Source organism: Stappia sp., assembly GCF_048261845.1.
GTDB lineage: Bacteria > Pseudomonadota > Alphaproteobacteria > Rhizobiales > Stappiaceae > Stappia.
This window is the reverse complement of record NZ_JBLXFR010000015.1, coordinates 30,426-44,568: the sequence shown is the minus strand read 5'-3', so window position 1 is coordinate 44,568 and position 14,143 is coordinate 30,426. Positions and strand designations below refer to the sequence as shown.

Sequence of the window (14,143 nt, the reverse complement as noted above, 5' to 3'; positions counted from 1 at the left end):
GACATGCAATGCTAGTATCCAGATTGGAAACGTTTCCAACGCGGTTCCGGTTTCCAGTCTGGGAGGACTGTCTTGCTTCGTCGACCGACCATCAAGGACGTCGCTCAGCGCGCCGGTTGTGGCATTGCCACGGTCAGCCGGGTGTTGAACGGACAGGGCTCGTCCAGCGAGCAGACGCGCAACAAGGTGCTGGCCGCCGCCGAAGCGCTCGGTTTCGAGTTCAACGACCTGGGCCGGTCGCTGCAGAGCAACAGCACCAGGACCATCGGCTGCATCGTTCCCTCGCTTGCCAACCCGGTCTTCGCCGAGGTCGTCCAGGCTGCCCAGGCCGAGGCCAACCGCGCCGGCTACCAGCTCATCCTGGCTTGCTCCGACTATGACGGCGGCCTCGAGACCAAGGCGATCCGGACGCTTCTGGCAAAACAGGTGGACGGGCTGATCGTCACGGTCGGCGATGCGCGCACAAGCGAGGGGCTGGAACTTGTCCGCTCCAAGGGAACGCCCTGCTGCCTCGTCTACAACACGTCTCCCGACCCTCTTTCCGGCGACACGGCCCCTGGCGACGGCCTCGCGGCCTGGACGGTCGACAATCGCGGCGCGGCCGACGCGGTTGCCGAGGGCTTTGCGAAGCAAGGGCATTCCTGCACCGGCTTCCTTGCCCTCGAGTTCGGCCGCTCGGATCGCTCGCGCGAGCGCTACGAGGGCTTCGTCGCCGCCTGCGCGCGGCTCGGCATGGCCCATCCCGTCCTGCTGGAGATCGAGGAGCAGGAAGGCCGGTTGCTGCACCTGCTTGGCGCGATGCTCGCCGAGCACCGCGACATCACCGGGATATTCGCCTCCAACGACTATCTCGCGCTGGCGGCGATGAAGGCGGCACGGGACCTCGGCATGCAGGTGCCGCGCGATCTCTCGATCGTCGGTTTCGACGGGATCGCCACGGGCCTGATGGTCGAACCGAACCTGGCGACCGTGGTCACCGACCCGAAAGCCATGGGACGCGGCGCGGCCCAAACCGTTCTGGCGCGCCTTGCGGGCCTCGAACCGCCCGGTCAGCCCGATCCGGCGCACACTTTCAGTTTCCGGCAAGGCGGCAGTCTCGGGCCTCCGTCCGCCGGGAAGAGTGACGGCGGAGAAGCTGCAACTTCTCCACCGTCGGACCAGTAACCCGAGAACGAGTTTTCCCCTCAGGAGTCACCGTCATGAAACATACACTTCTGGCTGTAGCCGTGACAATGGCAGCCGTTCTTCCGGCCAAGGCCGAAGACGCAATCTGCTACAACTGCCCGCCGCAATGGGCCGACTGGGCATCGATGCTGAAGGCGATCGACGAGAAGATCGACGTGCAGATGCCGCATGACAACAAGAATTCCGGCCAGACGCTCAGCCAGCTTCTGGCGGAACGGGCGAGCCCCGTCGCCGATGTCGCCTATTACGGCGTCACCACCGGCATCAAGGCCGGCAACGAAGGCGTCGCCACCGCCTACAAGCCGAAGGGCTTCGACGACATTCCCGCCGGCCTGAAGGATCCGGAAGGCAAGTGGTTCGCCATCCATTACGGCACCCTCGGCTTCTTCGTGAATGTCGACGCCCTTGGCGGCGCGCCGGTGCCGCAATGCTTCGCGGACCTCACCAAGCCGGAATATCGCGGCCTCGTCGGCTATCTCGACCCGTCCTCGGCCTTTGTCGGTTATGCCGGCGCGGTCGCGGCGAACCTTGCCTTCGGCGGCGACCTGTCGAATTTCGATCCGGCGATCAAGTTCTTCAACGAGCTCGCCAAGAACGATCCCATCGTCCCCAAGCAGACCTCGTTTGCCCGCGTCGTGTCCGGCGAGATCCCGATCCTCTTCGACTACGATTTCAACGCCTATCGCGGCAAGTACGAGGAAGACGGCAATTTCGAGTTCGTCCTTCCCTGCGAAGGCTCGATCCGCGTGCCCTATGTCATGAGCCTCGTGGCCGGGGCTCCGCACGAGGAGACCGGCAAGAAGGTTCTCGACTTCATCCTCTCCGATGAAGGCCAGGCGATCTGGACCAACGCCTACCTCCAGCCGGCCCGCCCGGTCGAACTGCCGGCCGAAGTCGCCGCCAAGTTCCTTCCCGCGAAGGACTACGAGCGGGCCGTGGCCGTCGACTATGCGGAAATGGAAAAGGCGCAGGCCCGCTTCGGCGAGCGCTACCTGAACGAAGTCAAGTAAGCCGGCGCCCGTTCCACGCCGGTCGCGCCCTGCGGCGCGGCCGGTGTGGACGGCGTTTGGCAACACGACGGTCCATCATGACAAATCGCAAGTTCGTTGCCCTCTGCCTGCTGCCGCTGGCCGTCTTCTCGATGGCCTTCCTCGCCCTGCCCATCGTCCGCCTCATCCAGGCTTCGGGGGAAAGCGCCGAGGGCTGGGGCATCTATCTCCAGATCCTGCAAAAGCCGCGCTACCTGCAGACGCTGCTGCAAACCGTACTGGTTTCCTTCGCGGTCGCCCTGACGGCGCTCGCGATCTCGACCACCGCCGGTCTGTTCCTTGCCCGCAACCGCTTCCCCGGGCGCGGCGCGCTGCTGTCGATCCTGACGCTGCCACTGGCCTTTCCCGGCGTGGTGATCGGCTTCCTGATCATCCTGCTCGGCGGTCGCCAGGGCCTGTTCAACACCCTCCTGCCCGGCCATGTCGTCTTCGCCTATTCGCTGACGGGCCTGTTCCTCGGCTATCTCTACTTCTCCATTCCCCGGGTGCTGCTCACCGTCATGGCAGCGACGGAGAAGCTCGACCCCTCGCTGGAAGAAGCGGCACGGACGCTCGGCGCCTCGCCCTTTCGCATCGTCGTCGACGTCATCCTGCCCGGCCTTGCTCCCTCGCTGGTCGCCGCCGGCGCCATCGCCTTCGCCACCGCCATGGGCGCCTTCGGAACCGCCTTCACGCTGGCGACCGACATCGATGTGCTGCCGATGGTGATCTACACCGAGTTCACCCTGTCGGCGAACATCGCCATGGCCTCGGCGCTTTCCGTGGTTCTCGGTCTCGCGACCTGGATCCTGCTTCTCGTCGCGCGAAGCTTCGCCGGCACAACCGTCGCGGCCGGAGGCTGATCCGATGCGCATGACCATGCCCCGCGCACTGCAACTTGCCGTGACGCTGCTCACCGCCACATTCCTCATCGTACCGGCCATCCAGTCGGTGCTTGCCGGCCTGACCGTCAACTATTTTCGCGGCATTTCCTCCGGCCTGACGCTGAAATGGCTCGGGCAGGTCTGGGACCTCTATGCGGGCAGCATCGCGCTGTCCATGTGGCTGGCCGTGAGCTGCCTCGCCGTCACCCTGGTGCTCGGCGTGCCGGCCGCCTATGCGCTGGCAAAGACCCCCGGCCGGATGTCCCGCATCCTGGAGGAATTCATCTCCCTGCCCCTCGCCGTGCCGGGCCTCGCCCTCGCGCTCGCCCTGCTGCAGCTCTACGGCTCGATGCAGGGGTTCCGGACATCCTGGCTCTTCATCCTGGTCGGCCACGTGCTCTACACGCTGCCCTTCATGGTGCGCTCGGTGCTCGCCGTTCTCATGGCGATGGACCTCAAGTCGCTGGAGGAGAGCGCCGCGACCCTCGGCGCCTCGTCCTGGACCCGGTTCCGCACCGTCGTCGTGCCCAACGCCATGCCGGGCATTCTCGCCGGCGCACTGACCGTGGTGACGCTGTCGATCGGCGAGTTCAACCTGACCTGGATGCTGCACACCCCCTATCTGAAGACCCTGCCTGTCGGTCTTGCCGACAGCTACGCCTCGATGCGCCTCGAGATCGCCTCCGCCTACACGCTCGTCTTCTTCGTGATGATCGTGCCGCTGCTGATGGCGATGCAATGGGCCACCGACAGAGCGCAAAGGATCACCCGATGACGCTGACGATCGCCAATGCCAGCAAGACCTATCCGGACGGCACCCGCGCGCTCCGCCCCACCAGCCTGACGGTCGGGCCCGGGGAAATCCTGTCGCTGCTCGGTCCCTCGGGTTGCGGCAAGACCACCCTGCTCCGGATCATCGCCGGGCTCGAGCGCCCCGATCCGGGCAGCGAGATCCGCTTCGGCGACGAGGACGTCACCCGGCTGGCGGTCGAGCGGCGCAATGTCGGCATGGTGTTCCAGTCCTATGCGCTGTTCCCCAACATGTCGGTGCGCGCCAATATCGGCTACGGGCTGAAGGTCCGCAAAGTGCCCGCCGCCGAGTTGACCCGCCGGGTCGACGAAGTGCTTTCACTTTGCCGGCTACAGGATCATGCGGAGCGCCCGGTCACCGCCCTGTCCGGCGGCCAGCGCCAGCGCGTCGCCCTGGCCCGCGCCGTCGCCCCGAGACCGCGCATCCTTCTGCTCGACGAGCCGCTCTCCGCGCTCGATGCGGCCCTGCGCGACAGCCTGCGCGACGAACTGGCCGCCATGCTGCGCCAGTTCGACATCACCGCCGTCTTCGTCACCCACGACCAGAGCGAGGCATTGGCCATCGCAGACCGGATCGCGGTCATGTCGGACGGCGTGATGCAGCAGGTCGGCAAGCCGGAGGAGCTTTACCGCTCCCCGGCCTCCGCCTTTGTCGCGCGCTTCATCGGCAACGCGATGCCGCTCCCTGGCCGGACGGAACCGGGCCGGCTCGTCCTCAAGGGCGGCGTCCTTCCCGTGCCGGAAACGGCCGTCGGCTCGAGCGTCTATGTCCGCGCCGAGGACATTCATCTGGATCCGGACGGGCCGCTCCAGGGAACCATCGAAACCGTCTCGTTCTCCGGCGGCCACTACCGTCTCGGCATCCGCGATGTCGTCGAGGACGTCCTGTTCGCCACCCATCCCGGGCGGCAGGCGCCGTCCCCCGGCGACAGCGTGCGGCTGCGCATCTCCGCCGACGACCTCGTCCTCCTCCCCCAAACAGGTCACATGCCCGAATGACAAAGATCCTGCAGGTTTCAGACACCCATATCGTCCCCGCCGGGACCCTTGCCTACGAGACGGTCGACACGGCGGCGGCCCTTTCCGGCACCGTCGCCACGATCAACCGGCTGCTGCCGCAGGTCGGCCCGCTGGACATGGTCATCGTCACCGGCGACCTGACGGAGCACGGCACCGACGAGGAATACGCAAGGTTCCGCGATATTCTCGGCGAGCTGACAGTTCCCTGGTGCGCCGTTCCGGGAAACCACGACCGGCGCGAGCCGATGCGCCGCGCCTTCGCCGAGGCGGACTGGATGCCCGTCTCCGGGCCGCTCGACTGGATGACCGAGTTTTCGGACATGGCGGTGATCTGTCTGGACAGCCTTGTCGAGGGAGCGGCACACGGCGCTCTGGCGCCGGGCACGGCCCGCTTCCTGCAAGAGAGCCTCGCCCGCCTCGGCGGCAAGCCGGTTCTGCTCGGCCTGCACCACCCGCCCTACGCATCCGGCATCGCGGCCATGGACGCACAGAACCTCATTGACCCTTCGCCGCTGCGCAAGGCGCTTGCCGGCTATCCCGGCGAGGTCCGGATCGTCTGCGGCCACCTGCACCGCTCGATCACCGGGCTCTTTGACGGACGCATCTGCCAGGTCTGCCCGGGCACGTCCCACGCGGTGACGCTCGACCAGAGGCGGGACGCCGGCAACAGCCTGACCGTGGAGCCCGGCGGCATGCTGCTTCACGAGATCCGCGAAGGTGCGTTCCTCTCGCACTGGATCCCGGTCGGCCGCTTCGACGGGCCGCATCCCTTCCTGGGCGTCTAGGATCGGTACTTCTGTTCGGCAGGAGGCGGCCGGAAACGGCCGCCTCGCCGCTTGCATGAATGCCGGTACAGCCTGGGGCCGGGACCCTAGAACGCGACCTTGTCGCCGCCCTTGAGATGCAGGATCTCGCGGGCCTCGTCGGGCGTTGCCACCTCCAGGCCGAGGCCTTGCACGATCTGCTTGGCCTTCTCCACCTGCTCGGCATTCGACTTCGCGAACTTGCCCGGACCGGACCAGAGCGAATCCTCCAGCCCGACGCGGATATTGCCGCCCATCGCCGCCGCGGTCGCCGCGATCGGAAGCTGGTTGCGCCCGGCCCCCAGCACGGACCAGACATACTGGTCGCCGAACAGCCGGTCGGCGGTGCGCTTCATGTGCATGACATCCTCGGGATGCGCGCCGATGCCGCCCAGCAGGCCGAACACGGTCTGCACCAGAAGCGGTGTCTTCACCTTCCCCTTGTCGAGGAAATGGGCAAGATTGTAGAGGTGCGAGGTGTCGTAGCATTCGAACTCGAAGCGGGTGCCCGCCTCGCTCAAGGTGTCGAGGACAAAGGCGATATCCTGGAAGCTGTTGCGAAAGACGATGTCGCGGTTGCCCAGATGCTCCTTCTCCCAGTCATGCTTCAGGTCCTTGAAGCGGTCGAGCATCCCGAACAGGCCGAAATTCATCGAGCCCATGTTCAGAGAGGCGACCTCCGGCCGGTACTTGCGGGCCGGCTCCACCCTTTCGGCCACCTTCATGTAGGGCGCACCGCCCGTGGTCAGGTTCAGGACCGCATTGGTCCCCTGCTTGATGGTCGGCAGGAAGGTTGCAAACCCTTCCGGGCTCTGGTCGGGCTTGCCGGTCTCGGGGTCGCGCGCATGCAGGTGGATGATCGCCGCGCCTGCCTCCGCCGCGCCCAGCGCCGCGTCGATGATCTCCTGCGGCGTCACCGGCAGCGCCGGCGACATGGACGGGGTGTGGATGGCGCCGGTCACCGCGCAGGTGATGATGACTTTCTTTTTCATTCTCGAACTCCTCAACCGGCCTTCGGGGCCTTGGCAAGATGGGCCGCAAGCGCGGCCAGACGGGTGTTGCGCCAGATGGTGCGGGCGGCAAGGCGCTCCGGCTCCGCCGCATGGGGCCAGCTCTCGAGCAGCCGCGCAACCTGCGCCTCCTCGTAGACTTCCGGGCCGGCGGGCGCGGCGGCAAGGCGCTTGTAGAAGCCCGTGTAGCGGGCGCAATAGTCGGGAATGCCGCCAGGTGCATTCAGCTCGATCGTCGCCAGCGGCCCGATGAAGGACCAGCGCCGGGCAAGGCCGTCGGTCAGCGTCAGGTCGAGATCCTCGGCGCTGATCACGCCTTCCTCGACCAGCCGGAAGGCCTCGGCCAGCAGCGCACCCTGCAGGCGGTTGAGGACGAAGCCTTCCACTTCCTTGTGAACCGTGACCGGGGTCTGGCCGACCGCGCGATAGACCTCCACCGCCCGCTCCACAACGGCCGGATCCGTCCACGGCGCGCCGCAGACCTCGACCAGGGGAATGAGATGCGGCGGGTTGACCGGATGCCCGACAAGGCAACGTGCCCTGCCGTCAAGCTCCTCGGTGAACAGCGAGGCGACGATCGCCGACGTGGACGAGGCAAGGATCGCGTCAGGCGGCGCCAGCCTGTCGAGTTCGCGGAAGAGCGCGGTCTTGACCTCGACCTTCTCCGGCCCGTTCTCCTGGACGAAACTCGTGCCCGAAAGGCATTCGTCCAGCGTTCCGGCCACCGTGATCCGCGCGGCAATGGCCTTCGCGTCCGCAACCAGTTCCGCGCGCTCCAGGACCTCGAGATCAGCGGTAACGGCCGTCGCCAGTCCCGCCCGGGTCGCCTCGTCCGGATCCCAGACGGAAACCTCCCGGCCGGCGCGCGCGAAAACCACCGCCCATGCCCGGCCGATCAGCCCGGCGCCGACGATCGATGCTTTTGTCATTCGTCCAAACTCCCGCATCCCTGTCGCCCGTCCGCGATTCGGGCGGGCCGCATGTCACTGAGCTTAATAAGCCAAAGGAGCTTGCGGGCGGAAAAACCCGCGCTCCGCCAGCGCCCTACAACCACAGCACCTTGCGCCTGAGGTCGAAATCGTCCCTGAGCGCGGCGGACGGACCCTGGTGTATGACACGCCCGCGCTCGAGAGCGACCGTGCGGTCGGAAAGCGCCAGCGCCAGATCGAGATTGTGGTCGACGATGATGATCGAGACTTCCTTGCGCAGCCGGTCGAAGCTTTCGAAAAGCTGTTCGACCACGGCCGGGGCCAGACCCTCGAACGGCTCGTCGAGCAGCAGCAGGCGCGTGTCGCCGGACAGGGCCCGGGCAACCGCCACCATCTGCTGCTCGCCTCCGGACAGCATGTCGGCCGGCGTCTCCAGCCGCTCCCGGATGCGGGGGAAGAACTCGAAGATCTTCTCCTCCTCCCAGTGGCTGCCGGCGCCCGTGCGCCGCTTCAGCCGCCCCAGTTCCAGGTTGTGCCGCACCGACATGCCGGCAAAGAGCCCCCGGCCCTGCGGCACGTAACCGATGCCGGCACGGGCCTTTTCCGAAGCGGGCCAGGGCGCGATGTCGGCGCCCCCCAGCGTGATCGAGCCGGAGCTGACCGGCGCGATGCCGATCAGGGACTTCAGCATGGTCGACTTGCCCGCGCCGTTGCGGCCGAGCAGCGCCATGATCTCGTGGTCGTGCAGCTCGAAGCTCACATCCCCAAGGATATGGCTCTTGCCGTAATGGGTGTTGAGCCCCTCCACCTTGAGCAGCATCTCCGGGGACACGGCGCTCTCGCGCGGCCGCGCGGCGATGGCGGCATTGCCCGCGCCGATATAAACCTCCTGCACCACCGGCGAGGTGCTGGCGCTTCGCGCGTCGCCGTCGAGCAGCACCCGCCCCTCGTTCATCACCGTCACCGCGTCGGCGAGCTGGAACACCCGGTCGATGTCGTGTTCGACGAGAAGGACCGGCATTTCCCGCGAGATCGTCTTGATCAGGTCGCCGACCCGAACGCGCTCGGCCGCCGCAAGACCGGCCAGCGGCTCGTCGAGCAGCAGGATCCGGGGCTTGGCGGCAAGCGCCAGCCCGAGGTCGAGAAGCCGCTGGCCGCCATAGGAGAGCGAACCGGCCTGCGCCTTCTCCATGCCCGCAAGGCCGAGCCAGTCGATCAGCTCGCGCGCCTCGGCCAGCGTTTCGGGATAACCGCCCGTCGGCCGCCAGCCGTTGAAACGTCCGGCGCTGCGCGCCTGGACGGCAAGGCGAATGTTTTCCTCCACGCTGAGATCGGGGAAGAGGTTGGTGATCTGGAACGAGCGTCCGATCCCCAGTTCCGCCGCTGCCTCCGGGCTGCCGCTGGCGACCGGCCTGCCCATCACGGAAACGCTGCCCGTATCCGGTGCGATCATGCCCGACATCAGGTTGAACGCCGTCGTCTTGCCCGCCCCGTTCGGTCCGATCAGGGCATGCAGCGAACGGTCGGCGACCTTCAGGTTCACCCCGTCCACCGCCTGCAGCGCGCCGAACGCCTTGGAGATGCCGTGCGCCTCGAGCGCGGGCCCTTCGACCGGCGTGCCGGGTCGCAGATGCACCGGCAGGGGTCGCTCCTCGATCTTGCGGCCGGCCATTGCCGCCTCGACCTCGGGCGCGGGGCGGAAGATCCGCCAGACCCGTTGCCACACGCCCGTCAGCCCGTCCGGCGAGAACACCACGAAGCCGACGAACAGGAGCCCGAACCAGAACAGCCAGTTCGGCGTGTAGATCGACAGGAACTCGCGGAACAGCACATAGAACAGCGCGCCGATCATCGGCCCGACGAAACTGCGCATGCCGCCGATCACGACCATGGCCAGGAGTTCGCCGGAGAAGATCACGCTGATCGGCTCGGCCGATGTCATCCGGTTCTTGTAAAGCAGCAGGATGCCGGCAAGTCCGGTGATGCTCGCCGACGTGACGAAGGCGGCCAGCTTGTAGCGATTGGTGCGGTAGCCGAGAAAGCGGGCTCGCTGCTCGTTCTCGCGGATCGCCACCAGCACGGAGCCGAGCGGCGAATGATAGAGCCGCCAGAGCAGGTAGACGATGGCGAAGCCGAAGCCGGCGACAAGCAGGTAGTAATTCTCCGGCGCCTCGAAATCCATGCCGGCGAAGGCCGGCCGGGTGATGCCGCCCAGCCCGTTTTCACCGCCCGTGACCTCCGTCCAGCGGAAGGCGATGACATAGAGCATCGCCGACAGCGCCAGGGTCAGCAGCGAAAAGTAGACGCCGCGCCGGCGCAGGATGAGGAAGCCGAACACGGTCGCGACGACCGCGGTCGCCCCGACGCCGATCAGCGCCGGCCCCCAAAAGCTTTCGGGGAACAGCGACCGTTGGGCGATGCCCGCGGCATAGGCGGCGAAGCCGAACCACGCGCCGTGGCCGAAGGAGACGAGGCCGGTATGTCCGGTGAGGACGTTCAGCGCCATGCAGGCGATGGCGAAGATCACCACTTCGGCGGCCGATGTCATCGTCAGGCCGATCGACAACAGCAGGAAGGGCATGACGAGGAGGCCCGCCGCGGCGGCGACAAGAGGCATGTATCTCTGCATGGGGGTCACTCGAAACGGGTGATGCGCTCGCCGAACAGTCCGCGCGGACGCAGGAGCAGGATCGCGAGCATCAGGAAGTAGATCGCGGCGGTGGAGAAGGCGGAAAAGCCCAGCCCGACCATGGCGCCCTTGACGAGACCGACCAGCAGCGCGGCAAGCACCACGCCCCAGAACGAGCCGAGGCCGCCGATCACCACCACGACGAAGGCCGGGGTAAGGATCTCCGCGCCCATCGCCGGATGGATCGTGTAGATCGGCGCGAGCAGCACGCCGGCGAGGCCCGCAAGGCCGATGCCGATGCCGGCGACGGCCGCCATGTAGGGACGCAGCGAGATGCCGAGCGCGCCGACCATGTCGGGATCCTGCACGCCCGCCCGCACGACCCGGCCGAAGGCGGATTTTTCAAGCAGCAGCCAGAGCCCACCGACGCAGGCGGCGGCGATCACGATCAGGAACACCCGGTAGCGCGAATAGATGAAGTCGCCGATGAAGACCTGGCCCCGCAGGAAGTCCGGGATCGAGTAGGACAGCGGCGCCGCCCCGAAGATCATGCGCAGCGCCTGCTCGGCCACCATGGCAAGGCCGAATGTCAGCAGCAGCGAATAGAGCGGATCGAGCCGGTAGTAGCGGGTGAACAGGAACCGCTCCACCAGCATGCCAAGCATCGCGACGAGAACCGGCGAGACGACCAGCGCGCCGCCGAAACCGAGCCTTGGCGCGATCACCAGCGTCAGATAGGCGCCGATTGCATAAAAGGCGCCATGCGCCAGGTTGATGATGCCGCCGAGCGAGAAGATCAGCGAAAGGCCGAGGGCGATCAGAAGATAGTAGACGCCGTCGAGAAGGCCGTTCAACAGCTGCATGACAAAGAGCATGGGAAAGCGCGCTCCGGTAAAAAGCCCCGGGGAGCGCCGGCCGCCCGGGGGCGGACGGCCGGCGCCAGGGGAGGAAGATCAGCCCGGGAAGGTGCAGGCGTTCTCGTCGCCCGTGGCGGCGATGAGCTCCAGGCTCTCGTCCTTTCCAGGCACCGCCTCGGACGAGGTGAAGATGTCCCACTGGTTCTTGACCTGATCGGCCGGCAGCGCGGTGATGCCGTACATCTCGTTCATGAACTGGTGGTCGCTCGCCCGGAAATAGCCTTCACGCGTCTTCAGGACATCGAATGTCGCACCGCTTTCCAGATGCTTGACGATGTCGGCGCTGTCGGTGGAACCGGTCTCCTCCATCGACCGGGCGATGATCTTGATCGCGTTGTAGTCGCCCCAGGCCTGGTTCTCCGGCGGCTTGCCGTGCCGCTCGGTGAAGGCGCTGACGAAGGCGCGGCTGCCATCCGTGTCGACAAGATGGTGCCAGACCGAAGGCCAGGACCCGACGAAATTGCCCTTGCCGGCGGCCCAGGCCAGGGCCATGTCGAAGCCGAACCCGCCAAGCGGGAAGTCGAGCCCGAACTCGGCATACTGCTTGAAGAAGTTGGTGGTCTGCTGCCCGGCCAGATTGAGGATGACGAGGTCGGGCTTGGCGGCGCGGATCTCCAGAAGGTAGGCCGAAAAGTCGGTCGCGTCCGTCGGCACCAGGGCGGAGCCGGCGAAGCTGCCGCCATTGCCTTCCATGAAGCGCTTGGCGACCTTGAGGAGGTCGTGGCCGAAGGCGTAGTCGGCGGTCATCGAGTACCACGACTTGCCATTGACCAGCCCCTCGCGGACGTAATATTGGCCGATGGATTTCACATACATCGAGTTCTGCGCCTCGATGTGGAACATGAACTTCTGGCAGTCCGAGCCGCGCAGCGCATCGGAGTTGCAACCCGTGTTCATGAACAAGGTGCCGGTGCGCTGCGCCACCTGGCCGATGGCAAGCCCCGAGGCCGACGAGATTTCACCGACTATGCAGGCGACATTGTCCCGCTCGATCATGCGTTCCGCCTTGGTCGAGGCGGTCTGCGGGTTCACCGAATCTTCCTGCAGCAGTTCGATCTGCCGGCCCAGAACGCCGCCGGCCGCGTTGATCTCGTCAACGGCAAGCTGCGAGGCCATCGCCGCATACTCGCCGAGCGGGCCAAGAAAGCCGGTGCGCGGCGTCAGGTGGCCGAAACGCAGCACATCCTGCGCGCGCAGGATGGGCGGGGCAGCCAGCGTGAACACCGCCGCGCCGGCGCCGGCCTGCAGCAGTCGCCGGCGTGAAATGGTCGATACCTTGGTCATTCGCTCCTCCACATGGATCCGATCAGGGCCTGGTCGCGATCTTCGTCGCGTTATGTGATCTGTAATCTGTGATCACAGTTTATCCTGTGCTATAAACCGTCACCTGTCGAGAGATTTCTAGGGAACCCATGCCCGACGCACTCGTGAACGAAACACCGCTGCTCGTCCCGCCAACCCTGGGCGACCAGACCTTCCGGCAACTCAGCGGCTTGCTGATATCCGGGCAGATCGCGCCGGGCGAACGCCTGTCGATTCGCGAGATCGCCGAGGCATTCGGCGTCTCGATGACGCCGGTGCGCGAGGCCGTCAGCCGGCTGGCGGCACCCGGTGCGCTCGAGGTGTCCCGCAACCGCGCGGCGACGGTGCCGGTGATGAATGTCCAGAAGTTCCGCGACATCACCCGGGTCCGGATCGAGATCGAGGGCTTCGCCGCCGCGCTTGCCGCGGAAAACCGCACGGCCGAGGACCTGAAGGCGATCGAGGCGGCGGAACGTGCCTTTCGCGATCTGAGCAGCACCAGGCCGCAGGATGTTTCCAACGCGGTCCAGCGCAACCAGCAGCTTCACTTCGAAATCTATGCCGCGGCCCACTCGCCGACCTTGCTGGAGATCGTCCAGGCGCTGTGGCTGCGCGTCGGCCCGGTGCTCAACCTCGACCTGCGCGAGAACCCCGACCGGCTCGAATCGGGCATCGCCACCCTCTGTCACGCGGATGCCCTCGACGCCATCCGCGACCGCAACCCGGACGCCGCCCGCGCCGCCATCGCCCGCGACATCGACGCCGCCGCGCGCTTCATCGAACGTCAGAACAAGCTGCCGTCCTGATCCAGGAGAAACCGAGAATGGACCTCAAACTTCAGAACCGGCGTGTGATCGTCACCGCCGGAGCCGCCGGCATCGGCCTGGAAATCGCCCGCGCCTTTGTCGAGGAGGGCGCCAGGGTCTGGGTCTGCGACGTCGACGACGCGGCGCTGGCGGCCCTGTCCTCGAGCGACCCGGCCTTGTCCGCGCGCCATTGCGACGTCTCCGACCGGGACAGCGTCGCGCGGTTTTTCGGCGAGGCGACGCAGGCCCTCGGCGGGCTTGACGTGCTGGTCAACAATGCCGGCATCGCCGGCCCGACCGCGCGCATCGACGATGTCGCGCCCGAGGACTGGGACCGATGCCTCGCGGTCTGCCTGACCGGACAGTTCAACTTCGCCCGTCTCGCCGCCCCCCTGCTGCGGCAGAGCGACAGCGCCTCGATGATCAACCTCTCGTCGCTTGCCGGCCGGCTCGGCTTTGCCATGCGCACCCCTTACGCGGCGGCGAAATGGGGCGTGATCGGGCTGACCAAGTCGCTCGCCATCGAGCTCGGCCCGGACGGCGTGCGCGTCAATGCCGTGCTGCCGGGTCTGGTCGCCGGCGACCGGCAACGGCGCGTCCTGGAAGCCAAGGCCCAGCGGCGCGGACAGTCCTTCTCCGAGGTCGAGGCGGAGGCCTTCTCCTACACGTCCATTCGCGAATACGTCACGCCGCGCCAGATCGCCGGACAGGTTCTCTTTCTGGCGAGCGAACATGGCCGGACGATCTCGGGGCAGGCGATTTCCGTGTGCGGCGACACCAGGATGCTTGCCTGAGGAGGCTGGCCCGAGGAGGTTGCCAG

The 14,143-nt window shown here is 66.7% G+C and carries 13 protein-coding genes; 8 read left to right on the top strand and 5 right to left on the bottom strand.

Features of this window, described 5'->3' with window-relative positions; translation table 11 throughout:
* Positions 1–72 precede the first annotated feature (72 nt).
* From ACN0T5_RS08640 to ACN0T5_RS08615, 6 genes are all read left to right on the top strand, one after another.
* Positions 73–1,164: a LacI family DNA-binding transcriptional regulator gene (locus tag ACN0T5_RS08640; protein ID WP_417768218.1), complete on the top strand. Its 1,092-nt coding sequence runs from the start codon at positions 73–75 to the stop codon at positions 1,162–1,164.
* Positions 1,165–1,199: 35 nt separating this feature from the next.
* Positions 1,200–2,195 carry an ABC transporter substrate-binding protein gene (locus tag ACN0T5_RS08635; RefSeq protein WP_417768217.1) on the top strand — a complete coding sequence of 332 codons (996 nt, stop codon included), beginning with the start codon at positions 1,200–1,202 and terminating at the stop codon, positions 2,193–2,195.
* A 77-nt stretch (positions 2,196–2,272) separates the two neighbouring features.
* Complete coding sequence (locus tag ACN0T5_RS08630) at positions 2,273–3,076, top strand: ABC transporter permease (protein ID WP_417768216.1); 804 nt, start codon at positions 2,273–2,275, stop codon at positions 3,074–3,076.
* 4 nt (positions 3,077–3,080) lie between these two features.
* The gene (locus ACN0T5_RS08625; protein ID WP_417768215.1) at positions 3,081–3,872 is read left to right on the top strand and encodes an ABC transporter permease; all 792 of its coding nucleotides are present in this window, start codon (positions 3,081–3,083) and stop codon (positions 3,870–3,872) included.
* Entirely contained in the window at positions 3,869–4,906 is a 1,038-nt protein-coding gene (locus ACN0T5_RS08620; protein ID WP_417768214.1) for an ABC transporter ATP-binding protein, read from the top strand. The genes ACN0T5_RS08625 and ACN0T5_RS08620 overlap by 4 nt, the downstream gene beginning before the upstream one ends.
* Positions 4,903–5,712 carry a phosphodiesterase gene (locus ACN0T5_RS08615; RefSeq protein WP_417768213.1) on the top strand — a complete coding sequence of 270 codons (810 nt, stop codon included), beginning with the start codon at positions 4,903–4,905 and terminating at the stop codon, positions 5,710–5,712. The genes ACN0T5_RS08620 and ACN0T5_RS08615 overlap by 4 nt, the downstream gene beginning before the upstream one ends.
* An 86-nt stretch (positions 5,713–5,798) precedes the next feature.
* Here the strand turns inward: ACN0T5_RS08615 and ACN0T5_RS08610 are convergent, their stop codons facing one another.
* The 5 genes from ACN0T5_RS08610 to ACN0T5_RS08590 all read right to left on the bottom strand — a co-directional run bounded on the left by ACN0T5_RS08610 (position 5,799) and on the right by ACN0T5_RS08590 (position 12,499).
* Positions 5,799–6,722, bottom strand: a complete 924-nt coding sequence (locus ACN0T5_RS08610) for a 3-keto-5-aminohexanoate cleavage protein (RefSeq protein ID WP_417768212.1) — start codon at positions 6,720–6,722, stop codon at positions 5,799–5,801.
* 11 nt (positions 6,723–6,733) lie between these two features.
* The gene (locus ACN0T5_RS08605) at positions 6,734–7,669 is read right to left on the bottom strand and encodes a 3-hydroxyacyl-CoA dehydrogenase (protein WP_417768211.1); all 936 of its coding nucleotides are present in this window, start codon (positions 7,667–7,669) and stop codon (positions 6,734–6,736) included.
* Positions 7,670–7,784: 115 nt separating this feature from the next.
* A complete protein-coding gene (locus tag ACN0T5_RS08600) occupies positions 7,785–10,298 on the bottom strand; it encodes an ATP-binding cassette domain-containing protein (RefSeq protein WP_417768210.1) in 2,514 nt (837 codons plus the stop codon).
* 5 nt (positions 10,299–10,303) lie between these two features.
* The gene (locus ACN0T5_RS08595) at positions 10,304–11,173 is read right to left on the bottom strand and encodes a branched-chain amino acid ABC transporter permease (RefSeq protein WP_417768209.1); all 870 of its coding nucleotides are present in this window, start codon (positions 11,171–11,173) and stop codon (positions 10,304–10,306) included.
* A 78-nt stretch (positions 11,174–11,251) separates the two neighbouring features.
* Positions 11,252–12,499: an ABC transporter substrate-binding protein gene (locus tag ACN0T5_RS08590; protein WP_417768208.1), complete on the bottom strand. Its 1,248-nt coding sequence runs from the start codon at positions 12,497–12,499 to the stop codon at positions 11,252–11,254.
* Between the two features lie 128 nt (positions 12,500–12,627).
* Here ACN0T5_RS08590 and ACN0T5_RS08585 point away from each other — a divergent pair, with 128 nt between their 5' ends.
* Complete coding sequence (locus ACN0T5_RS08585; protein WP_417768207.1) at positions 12,628–13,323, top strand: GntR family transcriptional regulator; 696 nt, start codon at positions 12,628–12,630, stop codon at positions 13,321–13,323.
* 17 nt (positions 13,324–13,340) lie between these two features.
* Positions 13,341–14,117, top strand: a complete 777-nt coding sequence (locus ACN0T5_RS08580; protein WP_417768206.1) for an SDR family oxidoreductase — start codon at positions 13,341–13,343, stop codon at positions 14,115–14,117.
* Positions 14,118–14,143: the final 26 nt, after the last annotated feature.

What these genes read in the sequence shown, in the direction of transcription:
- ACN0T5_RS08595 (WP_417768209.1), bottom strand. Translation starts at nt 11,173, where the DNA reads ATGCTCTTTGTCATGCAGCTGTTGAACGGCCTTCTCGACGGCGTCTAC.
- ACN0T5_RS08625 (WP_417768215.1), top strand. Translation starts at nt 3,081, where the DNA reads ATGCGCATGACCATGCCCCGCGCACTGCAACTTGCCGTGACGCTGCTC.
- ACN0T5_RS08635 (WP_417768217.1), top strand. Translation starts at nt 1,200, where the DNA reads ATGAAACATACACTTCTGGCTGTAGCCGTGACAATGGCAGCCGTTCTT.
- ACN0T5_RS08590 (WP_417768208.1), bottom strand. Translation starts at nt 12,499, where the DNA reads ATGACCAAGGTATCGACCATTTCACGCCGGCGACTGCTGCAGGCCGGC.
- ACN0T5_RS08630 (WP_417768216.1), top strand. Translation starts at nt 2,273, where the DNA reads ATGACAAATCGCAAGTTCGTTGCCCTCTGCCTGCTGCCGCTGGCCGTC.
- ACN0T5_RS08605 (WP_417768211.1), bottom strand. Translation starts at nt 7,669, where the DNA reads ATGACAAAAGCATCGATCGTCGGCGCCGGGCTGATCGGCCGGGCATGG.
- ACN0T5_RS08610 (WP_417768212.1), bottom strand. Translation starts at nt 6,722, where the DNA reads ATGAAAAAGAAAGTCATCATCACCTGCGCGGTGACCGGCGCCATCCAC.
- ACN0T5_RS08615 (WP_417768213.1), top strand. Translation starts at nt 4,903, where the DNA reads ATGACAAAGATCCTGCAGGTTTCAGACACCCATATCGTCCCCGCCGGG.
- ACN0T5_RS08580 (WP_417768206.1), top strand. Translation starts at nt 13,341, where the DNA reads ATGGACCTCAAACTTCAGAACCGGCGTGTGATCGTCACCGCCGGAGCC.
- ACN0T5_RS08620 (WP_417768214.1), top strand. Translation starts at nt 3,869, where the DNA reads ATGACGCTGACGATCGCCAATGCCAGCAAGACCTATCCGGACGGCACC.
- ACN0T5_RS08585 (WP_417768207.1), top strand. Translation starts at nt 12,628, where the DNA reads ATGCCCGACGCACTCGTGAACGAAACACCGCTGCTCGTCCCGCCAACC.
- ACN0T5_RS08600 (WP_417768210.1), bottom strand. Translation starts at nt 10,298, where the DNA reads ATGCAGAGATACATGCCTCTTGTCGCCGCCGCGGCGGGCCTCCTCGTC.